This is a genomic window from Mesorhizobium sp. M0833 (assembly GCF_040319905.1).
GTDB lineage: Bacteria > Pseudomonadota > Alphaproteobacteria > Rhizobiales > Rhizobiaceae > Mesorhizobium.
Window position 1 is genome coordinate 11,508 of record NZ_JAMYOQ010000013.1, and the last position, 16,272, is coordinate 27,779.

At 61.7% G+C, this 16,272-nt stretch carries 17 protein-coding genes; 11 read left to right on the top strand and 6 right to left on the bottom strand.

Annotated features, from left to right (window positions below):
- The first annotated feature begins 26 nt into the window (after positions 1–26).
- Positions 27–821 carry a YdcF family protein gene (locus NKH98_RS16530; RefSeq protein ID WP_352899849.1) on the top strand — a complete coding sequence of 265 codons (795 nt, stop codon included), beginning with the start codon at positions 27–29 and terminating at the stop codon, positions 819–821.
- Here NKH98_RS16530 and NKH98_RS16535 read toward each other — a convergent pair.
- A complete protein-coding gene (locus tag NKH98_RS16535; RefSeq protein WP_352899851.1) occupies positions 770–1,513 on the bottom strand; it encodes a DUF599 domain-containing protein in 744 nt (247 codons plus the stop codon). The genes NKH98_RS16530 and NKH98_RS16535 overlap by 52 nt on opposite strands.
- Before the next feature lie 170 nt (positions 1,514–1,683).
- Between NKH98_RS16535 and NKH98_RS16540 the strand changes: the two genes are divergently transcribed.
- The 4 genes from NKH98_RS16540 to NKH98_RS16555 all read left to right on the top strand — a co-directional run bounded on the left by NKH98_RS16540 (position 1,684) and on the right by NKH98_RS16555 (position 5,164).
- Entirely contained in the window at positions 1,684–3,087 is a 1,404-nt protein-coding gene (locus NKH98_RS16540) for an L-serine ammonia-lyase (protein WP_352899853.1), read from the top strand.
- An 86-nt stretch (positions 3,088–3,173) separates the two neighbouring features.
- A complete protein-coding gene (locus NKH98_RS16545; protein ID WP_352899854.1) occupies positions 3,174–3,611 on the top strand; it encodes a DUF1489 family protein in 438 nt (145 codons plus the stop codon).
- 123 nt (positions 3,612–3,734) lie between these two features.
- Positions 3,735–4,466: a vWA domain-containing protein gene (locus NKH98_RS16550; protein ID WP_352899857.1), complete on the top strand. Its 732-nt coding sequence runs from the start codon at positions 3,735–3,737 to the stop codon at positions 4,464–4,466.
- Positions 4,466–5,164, top strand: a complete 699-nt coding sequence (locus NKH98_RS16555; protein ID WP_352899858.1) for a DnaJ domain-containing protein — start codon at positions 4,466–4,468, stop codon at positions 5,162–5,164. The genes NKH98_RS16550 and NKH98_RS16555 overlap by 1 nt, the downstream gene beginning before the upstream one ends.
- A gap of 48 nt (positions 5,165–5,212) precedes the next feature.
- On the opposite strand, the gene NKH98_RS16560 is transcribed toward NKH98_RS16555, so the two are convergent.
- On the bottom strand, positions 5,213–6,601 hold the full coding sequence (locus tag NKH98_RS16560) for an SPOR domain-containing protein (RefSeq protein ID WP_352899860.1): 1,389 nt from the start codon (positions 6,599–6,601) through the stop codon (positions 5,213–5,215).
- Positions 6,602–6,901: 300 nt separating this feature from the next.
- Between NKH98_RS16560 and NKH98_RS16565 the strand changes: the two genes are divergently transcribed.
- From NKH98_RS16565 to clpA, 3 genes are all read left to right on the top strand, one after another.
- Positions 6,902–7,231 (top strand): phasin family protein, encoded by a 330-nt coding sequence (locus tag NKH98_RS16565; protein WP_023674920.1) that lies wholly within the window; start codon positions 6,902–6,904, stop codon positions 7,229–7,231.
- Positions 7,232–7,504: 273 nt separating this feature from the next.
- Entirely contained in the window at positions 7,505–7,831 is a 327-nt protein-coding gene (clpS, locus tag NKH98_RS16570; RefSeq protein ID WP_023717744.1) for an ATP-dependent Clp protease adapter ClpS, read from the top strand.
- Positions 7,832–7,837: 6 nt separating this feature from the next.
- Positions 7,838–10,306, top strand: a complete 2,469-nt coding sequence (gene clpA / locus NKH98_RS16575; RefSeq protein WP_023674922.1) for an ATP-dependent Clp protease ATP-binding subunit ClpA — start codon at positions 7,838–7,840, stop codon at positions 10,304–10,306.
- A 94-nt stretch (positions 10,307–10,400) separates the two neighbouring features.
- Here clpA and NKH98_RS16580 read toward each other — a convergent pair whose 3' ends face one another.
- From NKH98_RS16580 to NKH98_RS16595, 4 genes are all read right to left on the bottom strand, one after another.
- Entirely contained in the window at positions 10,401–10,832 is a 432-nt protein-coding gene (locus NKH98_RS16580; protein WP_352478928.1) for an HIT family protein, read from the bottom strand.
- A gap of 119 nt (positions 10,833–10,951) precedes the next feature.
- Positions 10,952–12,166, bottom strand: a complete 1,215-nt coding sequence (locus NKH98_RS16585) for a GNAT family N-acetyltransferase (protein WP_352898942.1) — start codon at positions 12,164–12,166, stop codon at positions 10,952–10,954.
- A 40-nt stretch (positions 12,167–12,206) separates the two neighbouring features.
- A complete protein-coding gene (locus tag NKH98_RS16590; RefSeq protein WP_352898941.1) occupies positions 12,207–12,935 on the bottom strand; it encodes a glycerophosphodiester phosphodiesterase in 729 nt (242 codons plus the stop codon).
- Between the two features lie 14 nt (positions 12,936–12,949).
- Positions 12,950–13,414: a RidA family protein gene (locus tag NKH98_RS16595; protein ID WP_352898938.1), complete on the bottom strand. Its 465-nt coding sequence runs from the start codon at positions 13,412–13,414 to the stop codon at positions 12,950–12,952.
- Between the two features lie 138 nt (positions 13,415–13,552).
- Between NKH98_RS16595 and NKH98_RS16600 the strand changes: the two genes are divergently transcribed.
- The 3 genes from NKH98_RS16600 (at position 13,553) to NKH98_RS16610 (ending at position 16,135) form a co-directional block, all read left to right on the top strand.
- Positions 13,553–14,380 (top strand): cell envelope integrity EipB family protein, encoded by an 828-nt coding sequence (locus NKH98_RS16600; RefSeq protein WP_352807070.1) that lies wholly within the window; start codon positions 13,553–13,555, stop codon positions 14,378–14,380.
- A 134-nt stretch (positions 14,381–14,514) separates the two neighbouring features.
- On the top strand, positions 14,515–15,813 hold the full coding sequence (locus NKH98_RS16605) for a lysophospholipid acyltransferase family protein (protein WP_352899863.1): 1,299 nt from the start codon (positions 14,515–14,517) through the stop codon (positions 15,811–15,813).
- Positions 15,814–15,856: 43 nt separating this feature from the next.
- Complete coding sequence (locus tag NKH98_RS16610; protein WP_352899866.1) at positions 15,857–16,135, top strand: DUF4031 domain-containing protein; 279 nt, start codon at positions 15,857–15,859, stop codon at positions 16,133–16,135.
- The last annotated feature ends 137 nt before the right edge of the window (positions 16,136–16,272 follow it).

Here is a 16,272-nt window from a genome sequence, read left to right on the forward strand (position 1 = left end):
TCGTTTCTCATCTGAGGGGGTGAGGGATGTTCTTCTATGTCTCCAAGATTCTCTGGTTCTTCGTTCAGCCGTTGAATCTCGCGATCTTCCTGCTGCTGGCGGGGCTGATCGCGGCAATGTTCGGCCGGCGGCGATTGGCGGCCGTCGGCAGCACTCTTGCCTTCCTCATCCTTGTTGTTGCGACATGGAGCCCGCTCGGCCCCATGATGCTAAATCCGCTGGAGGAGCGCTTCCCCAGGCCGCCGCTGCCCGAAAAGGTCGACGGTATCATAGTGCTTGGCGGCAGTCTGGATGGCGCCGTCAATCTGGTGCGTGGCGGCTATGAAATGAACTCCAGTGGCGACCGGATGGTCGAGGCGGCCGTGCTGGCGCGGCGGTTTCCGACAGCGAAAGTCGTTATCTCCGGTGGCAGCATCGAAACCTTCCGCGGCGGAGAAGGCGATGCAGATACCGCACCGCGTCTTTTTGCCGCGTTCGGCGTGGCGGCCGATCGGCTGATCCTCGAGAACAAATCCCGCAACACCTACGAGAATGCTGTCTTTGCCAGGGAACTGGTGACGCCGAAGCCGGGCGAGACCTGGTTGCTGGTGACCTCGGCCTTCCACATGCCACGCGCCAAGGCGCTGTTCGACAAAGCCGGCTTTTCGACCATTCCGTGGCCAGTCGACTATCGCACCTCCGGTAGGGAAGGCATCGCCACGTTCCCCTATCCCGGCGACTGGCTGGAGGTCACCACTGTTGCGATCCGCGAATGGATAGGGCTCACCGCCTACTGGCTGTCGGGCCGCATCGATCGGCCTTTTCCCGGGCCGGGCGGCTGACCGAGCACCGCCTGCCGCGCCGCCGAGAAAAATTGGCGGCGCACCAGCACCGCCAGCAGCAGCAGCGTCGATAGCACGAAAACGGCGGGATCGACGAACCAGCCAAGATAGCCAATCGAGAAGAACACGCCGCGCAGGCCCGAATTGAAATGCTTCCCAGCCAGCATGTTCATGCGCGCCGCACGCCAGACTGCCGTTTCGGTGACCGGATTGCGCGACGCCTCGCCATGCGGAATCGGCACGGCGCCGATCAGGATCGAGCAATAGTTGAACAGCCGGTAAGCCCAGCCGAACTTGAAGAAGGAAAAGGCCAGGATCAGCACAAGGCCGAACACCTTCGTCTGGAACGCCGCGCGTGAGGGCGTAGCGCCAAACGGCAGGTCACCCAGCACGGTCAGAACCTGGTCGGAGGCGCCGAGCAAGGCAAAACAGCCGCCGATCGCAATCAGCGAACTCGAGGCAAAGAAGGCGGTTCCCTGCTGCAGCCCGCTCATGATGGCGGTGTCGACGATGCGGATCTCGCGCTCGGCCATGGTCCGCATCCAGGCCTCGCGCTGCGTGTTCATCGCCCTCGTCAGCGACATGCGGCTGACCAGCATTCCGTCGGCGGCGAGCGTATGCAGCACCCACGCGGCAAGGAAGAACCCCAGCGCCGCAAGGTCAGCCATCGATAGATGAAAGGAATCGCTCATGCGTTGCTTTTACCACAGGCGGAGGGGACGCTTCGATGGCCGAAGCTGGAATGTCGCTGCCGGAGCAAACAAGGTCGGCAGGCGCAGCGCCGCAATCTTCAAAACAGCGGAAAACATCATGGGAATTCCTATATGTAGACCTCAACAAGGTCCCAGGAGAAAACGCCCACGTGTTCCTTTCGGTTTTCGACCTGTTCAAGATCGGCATCGGCCCATCGAGTTCGCACACGATGGGGCCAATGACGGCTGCGCGGCGGTTTCTCGACGAGATTGCGGGAGACGACTGGCCGCGCCCGGCCGGCGCCAAGGTCGACCGGATCGCGGCCAGCCTGCATGGCTCGCTCGCCTATACCGGCATCGGCCATGGCTCCGATCGTGCAGTGGTGCTCGGCCTCGCCGGCCAGACGCCGCAGACGGTGGATCCCGACCAGGCGGACGGCATCGTCGCTCGCATCGCCACCGAGAAGCGGATCTCGCCGCCCGGCCATCCGTCCTATCGTTTCGACCCGGCAATGGATCTGGTGCTGGATCGCAAGACGCCGCTGCCGGGTCACGCCAATGGCATGGCCTTCTCTGCCTATGATGCCGGCGACCGGTTGCTGCTGAGGCGCGTCTATTATTCGATCGGCGGCGGCTTCGTAATGTCCGAGGAGGAACTGCAGCGGATGAAAGCAAGGGGCTCGGCGACAACCGAAGGCAAGAAGGTTCCGTATCCGTTCAAGAACGCCGTCGAAATGCTGTCCATGGCAGCGAAAAGCGGGCTTTCCATTGCCGAGATGAAGCGCGTCAACGAGGAGACGCAGATGTCGCGCGAGGAGCTCGACGCCGGCCTCGACGGCATCTGGAGCGCCATGAAGGGCTGCATCGAGCGCGGCCTGTCGCAAGACGGCATCATGCCGGGTGGACTCAAGGTGCGCCGCCGTGCCCGGATGCTGCACGACAAGCTGCAGGAGCAATGGCAGCAGAACCGGCCCAACCCGCTGCTCGCCAACGACTGGCTGTCGATCTATGCGATGGCGGTCAATGAGGAGAACGCCGCCGGCGGCCGTGTCGTCACCGCGCCAACCAATGGGGCGGCCGGCACTCTGCCCGCAGTGCTGCGCTACTGGTTGCATTTCCATCCCGAAGCCGACCAGCCCAGCATCCGCGATTTCCTGCTGACGGCGGCGGCCGTCGGCGGCATCATCAAAACCAATGCTTCGATCTCGGGGGCGGAAGTCGGCTGCCAGGGCGAGGTCGGTTCGGCTTCGGCAATGGCTGCGGCGGGATTGTGCGCCGTCATGGGCGGCACGCCCGAGCAGGTCGAGAACGCTGCCGAGATCGCGTTGGAACATCATCTCGGCATGACCTGCGATCCGGTCGGCGGGCTGGTGCAGGTGCCGTGTATCGAGCGCAACGCGCTTGGTGCCGTCAAGGCGGTGACCGCCGCTTCGCTGGCCATCAAGGGCGACGGCGTTCATTTCGTGCCGCTCGATGCCGCGATCGAGACGATGCGCCAGACCGGCCTCGACATGAACGAAAAGTACAAGGAAACCAGCCTTGGCGGATTGGCAGTCAATGTCGTGGAGTGCTGAGCGCCAATCTGGCGGCCTTGACCACCACTGTGGAGAAGTCGATCAGGCCGTTGACGCGTTCGCGTGCTGGACTAAACCTTAAAACGATGTCTCTCAATCTCATAAAGCTTTGCGTCGGCTGTGACAGCGTCGAGGATCTGGAAGAGTGGATTGCCTTCCGTCTCGACGAGCGGCGCCGCGCCGGCGAACCGGCCGAGCACTACCACACCACCCGCATGGTGCCGACACGCGGCGTCGAGATTACCGACGGCGGCTCGCTCTACTGGGTGATCAAGGGCAATGTCCAATGCCGCCAGCTGATCACCGAAATCCGCCCCTTCACCGATGACGAGGGCATCGGCCGTTGCCATCTGATCCTCGATCCCGAGGTCGTGCGCACTGACTGGCAACCGCGCCGCGCATTCCAGGGGTGGCGCTACCTAAAGCAGGCGGACGCGCCGGCCGATCTCGGCAAGGGCAAAGCCGGGCTGATCGAGATCCCGCCGAAGCTCAGGCGAGAGCTTGCCGATCTCGGCCTGCTCTGACGCCGGGAAACCGCAACGCCAAGACCACCAGCCGAAGTGCTTGTACGCAGTTGCCATCATCGGTCCTCCAGGTCGCCTCATCTGGGCTTGCAAGCCGGGGAACAACGCCACATCTTGAATGTCATGAGCGACAAGAAGCAGCCCGTGCGTGCAAGGGCCAATCCTGCACCGGTCGAGTCACAATCGAGCACCGGCGAGATCGACGCGTTTCTCCGTCAGGCAAGGACGCTCGCTGCATCCGCCACCGGTTCAGGCAGGCTGATCCTGTCCCTCGACGCGACGATGAGCCGCCAGCCGACCTGGGATCTCGCCTGTGCGCTGCAGGCCGAGATGTTCGACGCCGTCGGCAAGGCCGGGGCGCTCAAGGTACAACTGGTCTATTTTCGCGGTCTTGGCGAGTGCCGCTCCTCCGCATTCGTCACCGATACCGAAGCTCTGAAGCAGCTGATGACGCGCATCGACTGCCGCAGCGGCCATACCCAGATCGGCAAGGTGCTCGCCCATGCGCTGAAACAGACGGCGGCGGCCAAGGTCAACGCGCTGGTCTATATCGGCGACGCGATGGAAGAAAACATAGATGATCTGGCCGAAACGGCCGGCAGCCTCGGTCTGCACGGCGTTCCTGTCTTCGTCTTTCAGGAGGGCGATGATGCCGCCGCGGAAAAGGCGTTCAAGGAAATTGCGCGGCTGTCGAAAGGGGCCTGGTTCCGCTTCGATCGGCGGGCTGCCGCAACCTTGGCCGGCCTGCTTTCGTCCGTCGCCGTGTTTGCGACCGGCGGGCTGAAAGCACTGGAGGCTCGGGGCAGACCGGAAGACCGGCTGATGATCGAGCATATGCGGGGCGGCGGAACCTGATGGGCGCAATTATCGCTTTTGTAGCGTTGCTTCTAGTGCTTCTCGGCATGCTCACCATCTTCCTGCGCGCCGATGCGGCGAAGCTTGCAGGCGGCATGAGAACGCTTGGACCTGTACTGCTCGGGCTGGTCGGCGTCGCCGTGCTGCTGGTCGGGCGCGAGGGCATCGGCGGCTTGATCCTGTCGGTTGCGCTCGCCTGGTACGCCTCCATGCGCATGAATCGGCCGGCGGCAAAACTGGCACAAGGCAAGCGTTCGACAGTTCGTACCGCGGCGCTTGAGATGGAACTCGATCACGATACCGGCGGCCTCGAAGGCCTCGTGCTGGCCGGGCGCCATGAAGGCAAGATGCTTGGCTCGATGGGGCGTGCCGAATTGCAGCAACTCTATCGCGAACTCTCCGGCGATCCGGAGAGCCGCCAATTGCTAGAGACGTATCTTGACGGCAGATTTCCCATCTGGCGCAAAGACGCTGATACGAATGACGGCGAAGGGCTGGGTGTTGCGCCAGGTTCTGGCGCCATGACTAAGGAGGAGGCCTACAAGATCCTTGGTCTTGAAGCGGGGGCTGCCGCGGCGGATGTCCGCAAGGCGCACCGCCGCCTGATGCAGCGCCTGCACCCCGATATCGGTGGCACGTCTTTCCTGGCGGCGCGGATCAATGAAGCCAAGGACGTCTTGCTCTCCAATCACAACTAGTCTCCTTCGACGCAGAACTTTCGGGAAAGATATCGTTTCGCGCGCCGCTTACTGCTGGACGGCGTAGCACTCGATCTTCTTCTTTTTCAAAGCGTTGCAGGCCTTCCAGGCAGCGGTCTTCGAACCGAAACCACCGAACCGGGCGCGGTAGTAGGTGACGCCGTCCTTGTCGAAGGCGACGGTGAAACCGGAGGCATCGGCCAGAACGGAGGGTGCCTGCTTCGTCGCCTTGTCGAGGAAAGCCTTCGCTTCGGTCTGTTTTGGCGACGAGGCGACCTGTATTGCCCAGCCGGATGGCACTGAGGCCGTGCTGACCGGATCGACCTCTGCCGCCGGTTCGGCATAGGCTGCGGCGACCCGGGCTGTCGCCACGTCGTCCACCGTCGCCACGGCCGTCGTCTTGACCCTCTTGGCCTGAACGACCGGAGTGGTTTCTTCAACGACGGGCGCATTTTCCTCGACAAGAGAGGCAACGGCATCGTCGTTCGGCTTACTGTCCGGTGTCGGCGCGTCATGCTTCGGTAGAAACACTTTGGCCAAGGCTGAAATCGGATTGCCACCGCCAGCCTTGGCAATCAGCACGCCGCCGCCGCTCGACGAGGCCTTCGGCATGTAGGCATTGATCAACCCGGCCATCTGGCTGTCGCGGCTGCCGCCGGATCTGCCGCCCATGACCACCGCTACAATCCGCCGATCGCCATCCGAGACCGAGGAGACCAGATTGTAACCGGAGGCGCGGGTGTACCCGGTCTTGATGCCGTCGACGCCCTTGATGCGTCCGAGCAGACGGTTGTGGCCGTTGATGCGCTGCCGCCCATAAAGAAAGGAGCGCTGCGAGAAATAGCCGTAATATTGCGGAAAATGCTCTCTCAGGGCGATGCCGAGCATCGCCATGTCGCGCGCGGTTGTGAACTGGCCGGGATCAGGCAAGCCGTTGGCGTTGCGGAAAACGGTTCCCCTCATGCCCAGCGCCCGCGCCTTGGCGGTCATCATGCGGGCGAAATTGGCTTCATTGCCGCCGAGCATCTCGCCAAGCGCCGTTGCGGAATCGTTTGCCGATTTGGTCACCATCGACAGGATCGCGGTCTCGACCGTGACCGAGCCGCCGCGCTTGACGCCTAGCTTCGTCGGCGGCTCGGCAGCGGCATTGGCCGAGAACACGACCGGGGAATTCTTGCTGATCCTGCCCTTCGCCAATGCCTCGAACGTCAGATAAAGCGTCATCATCTTGGTAAGCGAGGCCGGATAGCGCCGGCCATCGGCATCGGACGAATAAAGCACCTTGCCGGTCTTGGCATCGATGACGATGGCCGCCGACTTGGCCGCCATGGATGAAGCCGCGTCCGCGACGACGAAGCTCATCGCCATAGCGAGGATCATGATCGTTTTGAGGGGGGACGCGGATTTGGAAACGAAGCCCGACAACGCCTTACGCACTGATAGTTCCTTTGAATTTCCGTTGCCTTGGAGGCGGCAAAGGGGTCCTGCCTCACCTTCGGCCACGCTAACGCGGGCAGCGTTACCAATCCGTTTATGGTAACCGCCGCGTTCACCATTTTCTGCGGGATTGAGCTTCTCTTTATTCGAATCTTAGCGATTACCGGCAGCTCACGATGCGCATTGCCGCGGGAATCTTGACTTTTTGTGCACTGCACAATATATTTACACGCATTGCACAACGCGGCCCGGACAAGGCGCGTCTATCGTCCAAGGCAACCGTTCAAGGGAAAGCGTGAAATGACCCAGACCTATGAAGATTTCAGCAAATACGGCAAGGAATTTGCGGACACCGGATTGAAGAGCTTCGCCTCGCTGTCCAAGGGTGCACAGGCTATCGCCGCCGAGGCGGGCGAGTACACCAAGAAAAGCTTCGAAGCTGGTAGCGCCGCTGTCGAGAAGCTCTTTTCCGCCAAGTCGCTGGACAAGGCGATCGAGATCCAGTCCGATTATGCCAAGCAGTCCTATGAGAGCTTCGTCACCGAGGCCACCAAGCTTGGCGATCTCTATGCCGAACTCGCCAAGGAAGCTTACAAGCCGTTCGAATCGATCGTCGCCAAGGCGAAGTAAATTCGACGAACATTCCGAGCCGGCCCCTGGGCTTGCAAAGACAAACCCGGTCGCGAACGCACGGCCGGGTTTTTTCATGCCAGCTCGAAATCGGAGGCTACGGTCTTCACGATTTGAAAAATCGGTCAAGTTTGGCCACCTAGCCATATTGTCAGCTAAACAGAAGGGCTTAAAATCGTCCATCGAACACCTACATGTCGAGCATGCATGAGGATTCGAAAGAGGCAGGACTACGTGACTACAGGTTTGACTGCCACGAGCTACGTGGTGCGAATGCAGAACGGCAGCAACGGCAATGAGGCCGGTCGCGGCACGGCCGTCATCACGCGCACAAAAACCAAGACCAAGAAGCCCAGTCTGTATCGGGTCCTCATTCTTAACGACGACTACACACCCATGGAATTCGTGGTCCACGTGCTGGAGCGCTTTTTCCAGAAGGACCGCGAAGCCGCCACACGCATAATGCTTCATGTTCACAATCATGGGGTGGGCGAGTGCGGGGTCTATACATTCGAGGTGGCCGAGACCAAAGTGTCTCAGGTCATGGATTTCGCCCGACAGAATCAGCATCCGCTGCAATGCGTGATGGAGAAGAAGTGAGGTAACATGCCGGCTTTCTCCCAAGGCCTGGAAAAGGCGCTTCACCAAGCGCTGACGCTCGCCAATGAGCGGCACCATGAATATGCAACCCTTGAACATTTGCTGCTCGCCCTGATCGACGACACCGAGGCGGCGGCCGTCATGCGTGCCTGCAACGTCGATCTCGACGAGTTGAAGCATACGGTTCTCACCTATATCGACACCGAGCTCGACAATCTCGTCACCGGTTACGATGAAGATTCCAAGCCGACTGCCGGTTTCCAGCGCGTCATCCAGCGCGCGGTGATCCATGTGCAGTCGTCAGGCCGCGAGGAAGTGTCCGGCGCCAACGTGCTCGTCGCCATCTTCGCTGAGCGTGAAAGCCACGCCGCTTACTTCCTGCAGGAACAGCAGATGACCCGCTACGACGCGGTCAACTACATCTCGCATGGCATCGCCAAGCGCCCCGGCGCTTCCGAGACCCGTACCCCGCGCGGCGCCGACGACGAGCAAGGCAGCCAGAGCGGAGCCGAGCCGCAAGAGGAAGGCGGCAAGAAGAAGCAGCAGCAGGACGCGCTGACTGCCTATTGCGTCAACCTGAACAACAAGGCCAAGGCCGGCAAGATCGATCCATTGATCGGTCGCGAGAGCGAGATCAACCGGACCATCCAGGTGCTGTGCCGCCGCTCCAAGAACAACCCCCTCTATGTCGGTGATCCCGGCGTCGGCAAGACGGCTATCGCCGAAGGCCTCGCCAAGCGCATCGTCGAGGGCGACGTTCCCGAAGTGCTGCACAATGCCACCATCTTCGCGCTCGACATGGGCACGCTGTTGGCCGGCACCCGCTATCGCGGCGATTTCGAGGAGCGGCTGAAGCAGGTCGTCAAGGAGCTCGAGGATTATCCCGGCGCCGTGCTGTTCATCGATGAAATCCACACCGTGATCGGGGCAGGGGCCACCTCCGGCGGCGCCATGGATGCATCGAACCTGTTAAAACCCGCACTGTCGTCCGGCGCCATCCGCTGCATCGGCTCGACCACCTACAAGGAGTTCCGCCAGTTCTTCGAGAAGGACCGCGCGCTGGTGCGGCGCTTCCAGAAGATCGACGTCAACGAGCCGACGGTCGAGGACGCCATCGAGATCATGAAGGGCCTCAAGCCTTATTTCGAGGAGTTCCACAAGGTCCGCTACACGAGCGAGGCGATCAAGGCTTCGGTCGAACTCTCGGCGCGTTACATCAACGACCGCAAGCTCCCGGACAAGGCGATCGACGTGATCGACGAGACAGGTGCCTCGCAAATGCTGGTGCCGGAAGCCAAGCGCAAGAAGACCATCGGCATCAAGGAGATCGAAGCGACGATCGCCACCATGGCGCGCATCCCGCCGAAGACGGTTTCCGCCGACGACGAGAAGGTGCTGCAAGGCCTCGACATCGAGTTGAAGCGCGTCGTTTACGGCCAGGACACTGCGATCACAGCGCTGACCTCGGCCATCAAGCTGGCGCGGGCCGGCCTGCGGGAACCGGAAAAGCCGATCGGCTCGTACCTGTTCTCGGGCCCGACCGGTGTCGGCAAGACGGAAGTGGCCAAGCAGCTCGCCGCCTCGCTCGGCGTGGAGCTGATCCGCTTCGACATGTCGGAATATATGGAACGCCACACCGTTTCGCGGTTGATCGGCGCGCCTCCCGGCTATGTCGGCTTCGACCAGGGCGGCCTTCTGACCGACGGCGTCGACCAGCATCCGCATTGCGTGCTGTTGCTGGACGAAGTCGAGAAGGCGCATCCGGACCTGTTCAACATCCTGTTGCAGGTCATGGACCACGGCAAGCTGACCGACCATAACGGCAAGCAGATCGACTTCCGCAATGTCATCCTGATCATGACCACCAATGCGGGCGCATCCGATGCGCAGCGCGCGGCGATCGGTTTCGGTTCGACCAAGCGCGAAGGCGACGATGTCGAGGCGATCAACCGGCTGTTCACGCCGGAGTTCCGCAACCGTCTCGATGCGATCATTCCGTTCGGCTCGCTGCCGGTGCCGGTCATCCATCAGGTGGTGCAGAAGTTCGTCATGCAGCTGGAAGCGCAGCTTTCCGAGCGTGGTGTGACCTTCGACTTGTCGCAGGATGCAATCGCATGGCTGGCCGACAAGGGCTATGACGAGCGCATGGGCGCCCGGCCGCTTGGCCGTGTCATCCAGGAGCACATCAAGAAGCCGCTGGCCGACGAGGTGCTGTTCGGCAAGCTCAAGAAGGGCGGCACGGTGCGTGTCACCGTCGAGAAGAAGGAAACCGGCGAGACCGGCCTGAAGCTCGAATCGCTCGCCGACGAGGCGCCGGTGAAGCCGAAGAAGGAAGAGCCGGACGACGTGCCGAAGGCCAAGAAGGCGGTGGCAAAGAAGCCCGCCGCGAAAAAGGCGGTGGCGCAGAAGCCGGAGCCCAAAGGTAAGGACGGGGGCAAGCGCAGTCTCGTGCCGCAACTGCCGCGCAAGAACTGACGAACCAGCCAGTAAAAAAGCCCCGGAAACGGGGCTTTTTTTGTGACACCCTCCGGTCAAGCACCCGGCGCCCGCCGGAGCGGTTTGCGCCGGTTCAGCTTGCCAGCGCCATCCGTATTTTGCCGGCGTTCTGGGCCAGGATTTCAGGCTTTTCCATCTGTCCGCTGTGCGGTTTCAGGGGAATGCCTTCGAAGCGCGGAATGACATGGACGTGAAGGTGAAAGACAGTCTGCCCCGAAGCTGGTTCGTTGAACTGCATAACCGTGACGCCATCGGCATCGAAGGCCTTCTTTACGGCCCGCGCAACTTTCTGGACGTGAGCGAAGAGCGGGCCAAGCACCGCCGGATCCGCGTCAAGCAGGTTGCGCGACGGCGCTTTCGGCACCACCAGCGTGTGACCCTGTCCTTGCGGCATCACATCCATGAAGACAATGACCGCTTCATCCTCGTAGACGCGGTGCGAAGGGATTTCTCCGCGCAGAATTTTGGCGAAGATGTTGCTGCTGTCGTAGGTTGCTTCGGCCATGGCGCGCGCTCCGGTTCTTGGCTCGCTGTCTCGTGTAGCGAAGCTGTTCCGGGCGGGCAAGATGATCGATCGACATCGGCCGTGCGGGCTCGCACGGCTGAGCGATTGGGCTCGCTACCCTACTCCGCCATGTCCTTGCGGAACGGGGTGTGCTCTTCCAGATATTCGCTCATCCGCTCGACTTCGCGCCGCTCGCGCTGGAGGTAGTCGGCCACTGCATTGCGCAGACCTGGATGGGCGATATAGTGCGCCGAATGCATCGTCACGGGCCGGTAGCCGCGCGCCAGCTTGTGCTCGCCCTGAGCACCGGCTTCAACCACCTTCAGCTTGCGCGAGATGGCGAAATCGATTGCCTGATGGTAGCAGACTTCGAAATGCAGGAATGGGTGGTCCTCGATGCAGCCCCAGTTGCGGCCGTAGAGCGCGTCTGAGCCGATGAAGTTGATGGCGCCCGCTATGTAGCGTCCGTTGCGTTTGGCCATGACCAGCAGGATGTCGTCGGCCATGCGCTCGCCGATTAGAGAGAAGAAATCGCGGTTGAGGTAGGGCCGGCCCCACTTCCTGCTGCCGGTATCCATGTAGAACGCGAAAAAGTCGTCCCAGGCCTTTTCGGTCAGATCCTTGCCGGTCAGCCAGTCGATCGAGATGCCGTCGGCGAGCGCCTCACGCCGCTCTTTCTTCATTGCCTTGCGCTTGCGCGACGCTAACGTCGCGAGAAAATCGTCATAGCTCGAAAAACCTTCGTTGAAGAAGTGAAACTGCTGGTCGGTGCGATGCAGGAAACCGGCCGCCGCCAATATCTGGACATCGTCCTCCGGCGCGAAGGTGACATGGGCGGAAGACACGCCGAGCTTATCCGTCACCGCCTTCAGGCCGGCCGCAAGACCGGCCTTGACGGTGGGACTGTCCTCGCCCTTGCCGACCAGCAGGCGAGGGCCGGTGACGGGCGTGAACGGCACCGCGCATTGCAGCTTCGGGTAGTAGCGCCCGCCGGCACGTTCGAATGCGTCCGACCAGCCATGGTCGAATACATATTCGCCCTGGCTGTGCGACTTCAAATAGCAGGGGACCGCCCCGAGCAGCTTGCCTCGGGCGGTTTCCAGCCTCAGGTGATGGCCTTGCCAGCCGGTACGCCGAACAGCGCAGCCGGAATCTTCCAGCGCGCTCAAAAAAGCTAATGAAACAAGGGGGTTGTAGCCGTTTTCGGCATCGCCGCGCGTAGTGCCGCCGAGGTTGTCCCATTCAGCGCTGGTAAAGGCCCCGATGCCCGCCGCGATGCGGATCGACAGCTCCGCGTTCGCCGTTTGTCTTTCGCAGTCGTCCCCTTGATCCATGGGGCTTACTTAAGCTCGCTGCTGACCCATACAAGCCCGCTCAAGCAAGCCGTACCAGATCTGGCTCGAATCCTTCGAACGTCATCTGGTCGGCATATTTGAAGGTCAGCTCGACGGCAGGCTGGTCGTGCACGGTCCAGGTGATCACCGGCATACCGAGTTTTTCTCGCACGAAGGAGACGAACCGGTTCGGCAGGTCGCCGGCGGCGTAGGAGGTGAAGGCGATGTCATGCGCCAGCATGGCGAAATGCGCCTCGATCAGGTGGTTGTCGTTGCCGTAGGCGGTCAACCCGCCGGGTATGCCGGGGGCATATTTCGGGAACTCACGGATCAGCCAATGGTCGAACGACATGATCGCAGTCTTGCCCTTGTATTGCTTGAGCATCTTGCCGACGCTTTCGACCAGGCCTTCGTCGTGCCCGGCAGCTCCTTTCAGTTCGACAACCATCGGCACACGGCCGTCGACCAGATCAAGCGCCTGCTGCAGCGTCGGCAAATGGTCAGCGGTGCCGCCGACCTTCAGCGCGGTGATCTCGGCAGCCGTACGCTGCCAGACGAAGCCGTTTTCGCCGGTTAGCCGCCGCAGATCGCCATCGTGGATGATGACGGGGACGCCGTCGGATGACAGGTGCACGTCGCATTCGATCGCGTAGCCGCGCTCGGCCGCCGCGGCGAAGGCGGAAAGGGTGTTCTCCCAGCGCGTCTTGTTCATGTCGTGGAGGCCGCGATGGGCGACGGGCCGGGCGGTCAGCCAGGAAAGATCGGTCATGGTTGCAGTCCCGGTCATTCGATTTCGAAGATCGCTTCGATTTCCACTGCGGCATTAAGCGGCAGGGAGGCGGTGCCGACGGCGGAGCGAGCGTGCTTGCCGCGATCGCCGAGCACCGCGGCGAGAAAATCCGAGGCACCGTTGGCAACCAGATGCTGTTCGACAAAATCCGGTGCCGAGGCGACGAAGACGGTGATCTTCACCAAGCGACGGATTTTCTCGAGATCGCCAAGTGCTGCCTGGGCCTGCGCCAATATGTTGATCGCACAGTATTTTGCGGCTTCCTTGCCGGTCGCGGTGTCGACATCGCGGCCAAGTAGTCCGCTCGCCTGGAGCTTGCCGTCCTTGAGCGGCAACTGCCCGGCGGTGAACAGCAGATTGCCGGTCCTGCAATAGGGCACATAATTGGCGGCGGGCGCGGCGGCGGCCGGTAGCGTCACGCCGAGACCGCTTAGCCGCTTTTCGATTGTTTCGCTCATGCTATTTCCCTATTGCTTGAAGGTGCCGCGCAGGCCGGGCCGAAATTGCTATTTTTGCCTCGCTTCCGCCACGACTTTTTTTAAGCTGGACCATCTTTCCATGCGGCCTGCCATTAGCCGCGATGATCGGAGCACCCCATGCGCGCAACGCGCCTCGTATTCAACGCCGTTCTCTTGACAGCGGCTTCCTGGGCGGCTCCCGCTTTTGCGGTGCCGGCGCTGCAGGCGCATCGCGCGGTTTACGACATTTCACTCGACAAAGCCTCCGACCGCTCCGGCATCACCGGCATCACCGGCCGCATGGTCTACGAGTTCAACGGCTCGCCTTGCGAGGGCTATACGGTAAAGTTCCGTTTGGTGACCCAGATCGTAACCAGCGACAACACCAGGCTGACCGACCAGCAGATGACCACCTTCGAGGACGCCGAGGGCAAGACCTTCTCCTTCGTGAACAAATCCTTTGTCGACCAGAACCTCGACAAGGAGGTCAAGGGTACCGCAACGAAGGAGGCCAACGGTCTCAAGGTCGATATCGACAAGCCCGAGAAGAACAGCCTGGAACTCGCGCCGACCCAGTTCCCGACCCAGCAAATGGTCGAAATGATCGGCAAGGCGGAAAAGGGTGAGCGCTTCTACGAAACCAACCTGTTCGACGGCTCTGAGGATGCCAACAAGGTGGTGACCACCACCGTCGTCGTCGGCAAGCAAGCCGATGCCGACAACGCCGATCCGGAAGCGCCGGCGCTGGCCAAGCTCGCCACCGACAAATACTGGCCGGTCGACATCGCCTATTTCGATGATGCCGACAAAGGCGGCGAGGAGGTGCCGGAATACCGGATCAGCTTCAAGCTGCACAAGAACGGCATCACGCGCGATCTCGTCATGGACTATGGCGAGTTCTCGATGACCGGCAAACTGGTCAATCTGTCGCTGTTCGATCAGCCAAAGACCTGCCCGTCGAAATAGGCTGGAACCAACGACAAGCCGCCGGCCGCTATCCGGGATAGTAGCGCTTGATCTTGCGGGCGTGTCGTATCGACTTGAGCATGCCGCAATTGCCCATCATCGTCTAACGACGGTAAGCGCCGTGGGGGAGCAGGTTGAGCAGGATCGACGTTTTTGTGGCGCCGCGGCCCAATGCGACGCTGATCAAGGCCATGACGTTCGTCAACCGAATTGTCATGCTGCACGGCATTCCAGGCTTTCGCGACCTGTTGCCGTTCAACCGTCTGGCCGGTTTGCGCGGCGTCGCCAATGTCCGCCACATCTATTTTCCAGAGGATGACCGGCAAAGGCTGAAGGCTTGTTGCGGTGCGGGCAAGGCGACGTTCATCACGCCCAACCATCCCGAATTCTTTACCGACTGGATGATCGACAAGGAGGTCGTCTCGCGGGTAAGCCCGCTGACGGCATCCTGGGCCACGCACGGCGTCGTCAACGGGCTTGGCCGGCTGATGCAGAAATTCTGGTTGGCCAACAATCTGATCGCGCAAATCCCGGGCAACAGCGCGGCCGCCAAGGAACATTCGGTGGCCTGGGCGCTGAAGGGGCACGGCGTGCTCCTGCATCCCGAAGGCGGTGTCGGCTGGCATGCCAACATCATTGCTCCGCTGCTGCCGGGGGCGGTCGAGATGGGGTTCGAGGCGCTGAAGCGCGGCCGCCTGATGGATCCGGATTTCAAGGTTTGGATCGCGCCCGTGATCTGGAAGCTCGTTTTCACGGGGAATGTCGAGGCAGCGCTGGCAAAGGAATGCGCCTATGTCGAGCAAAGCCTGAAGATCGAACGCCGTGCCGGCAATACGCTGCCGGAGCGCATCCATCATATCTATGCGACGTTGCTGTCGCGCGATGAGGCTGCGTATGGCCTGCGGTCAGATGAGCGGGTTTCGTATGACGCACGTCAAAAGGACCTGCTCGCGGAACTCGGCCGTCGCCTTGCTGAACTTGTCTCGGTCGACGCCGACACGCTCGACACTGCCGAGCTTTTGCGCCGGTCGCGGCGCCGGCTGCGGGAAAACACGGATGGCACCGAAAACCAGGCGCAGGTCCGAACGCTGGCAGATACGATCCAGCGCCTGCGGCGTGTCGGGCCGTGGGCCTCAGCCAATCCGCGCATCACGCAGGAGGAGATCGCCGAACATTTGAAGCGGATCCGCAACGACTATTGCAAGGGTACGCTGCGCGATACGATCAACCGTTTCGTGCCGCAGCCGGCAGGCCCACGCCGCGCCTATGTCCGGGTACCGGAGCCGCTAGGGTTGCACGCTTATCAAGGCTCCGTCGAGGAGGCACTCGCCGAACTGCACGACCGGATGCAGGAGACCGTCACCAGGACGATGACGCAACTCGAGGCCGGCGGAGCCTTCATTTTCTATGCCAATCCCTTCTATCATCGTTAACGGCGTGCTGGTCGGCGCAAGATGAAGGAGTGCGGCAAACCTCATGGCGGTCTATGTCGATGCGGCGATCTGGAAATGGGTCGGCCACCGCTGGTGTCATCTGCTGGCAGACGATACCGACGAGCTGCATCGCTTCGCCGCGCAACTCGGCATCAAGCGCTCGTCCTATCAAGGGCCGCCCAAGACATCGGCGCCGCATTATGACATAACCGGGCTGGAGCGTGACCGCGCAGTGCGGTTAGGCGCCATCGAATGCACCCGCGAGGAGATCGTCGCTGTTTTCCGGCGTGTGCGGGTGCGGAAGGGGACGATGGGACAATGACACCGGTGCGCTGATCGCCGCACGCTGAGCCGCAAGACGCCACAGCGCTTGCGTTTGTCGCGCTTCCCCTCTATATGCGCGCTCATTCCACACACGGACTTTGGTGTCTGCCCGGGAGAAATCCGGCTGAAACCTCC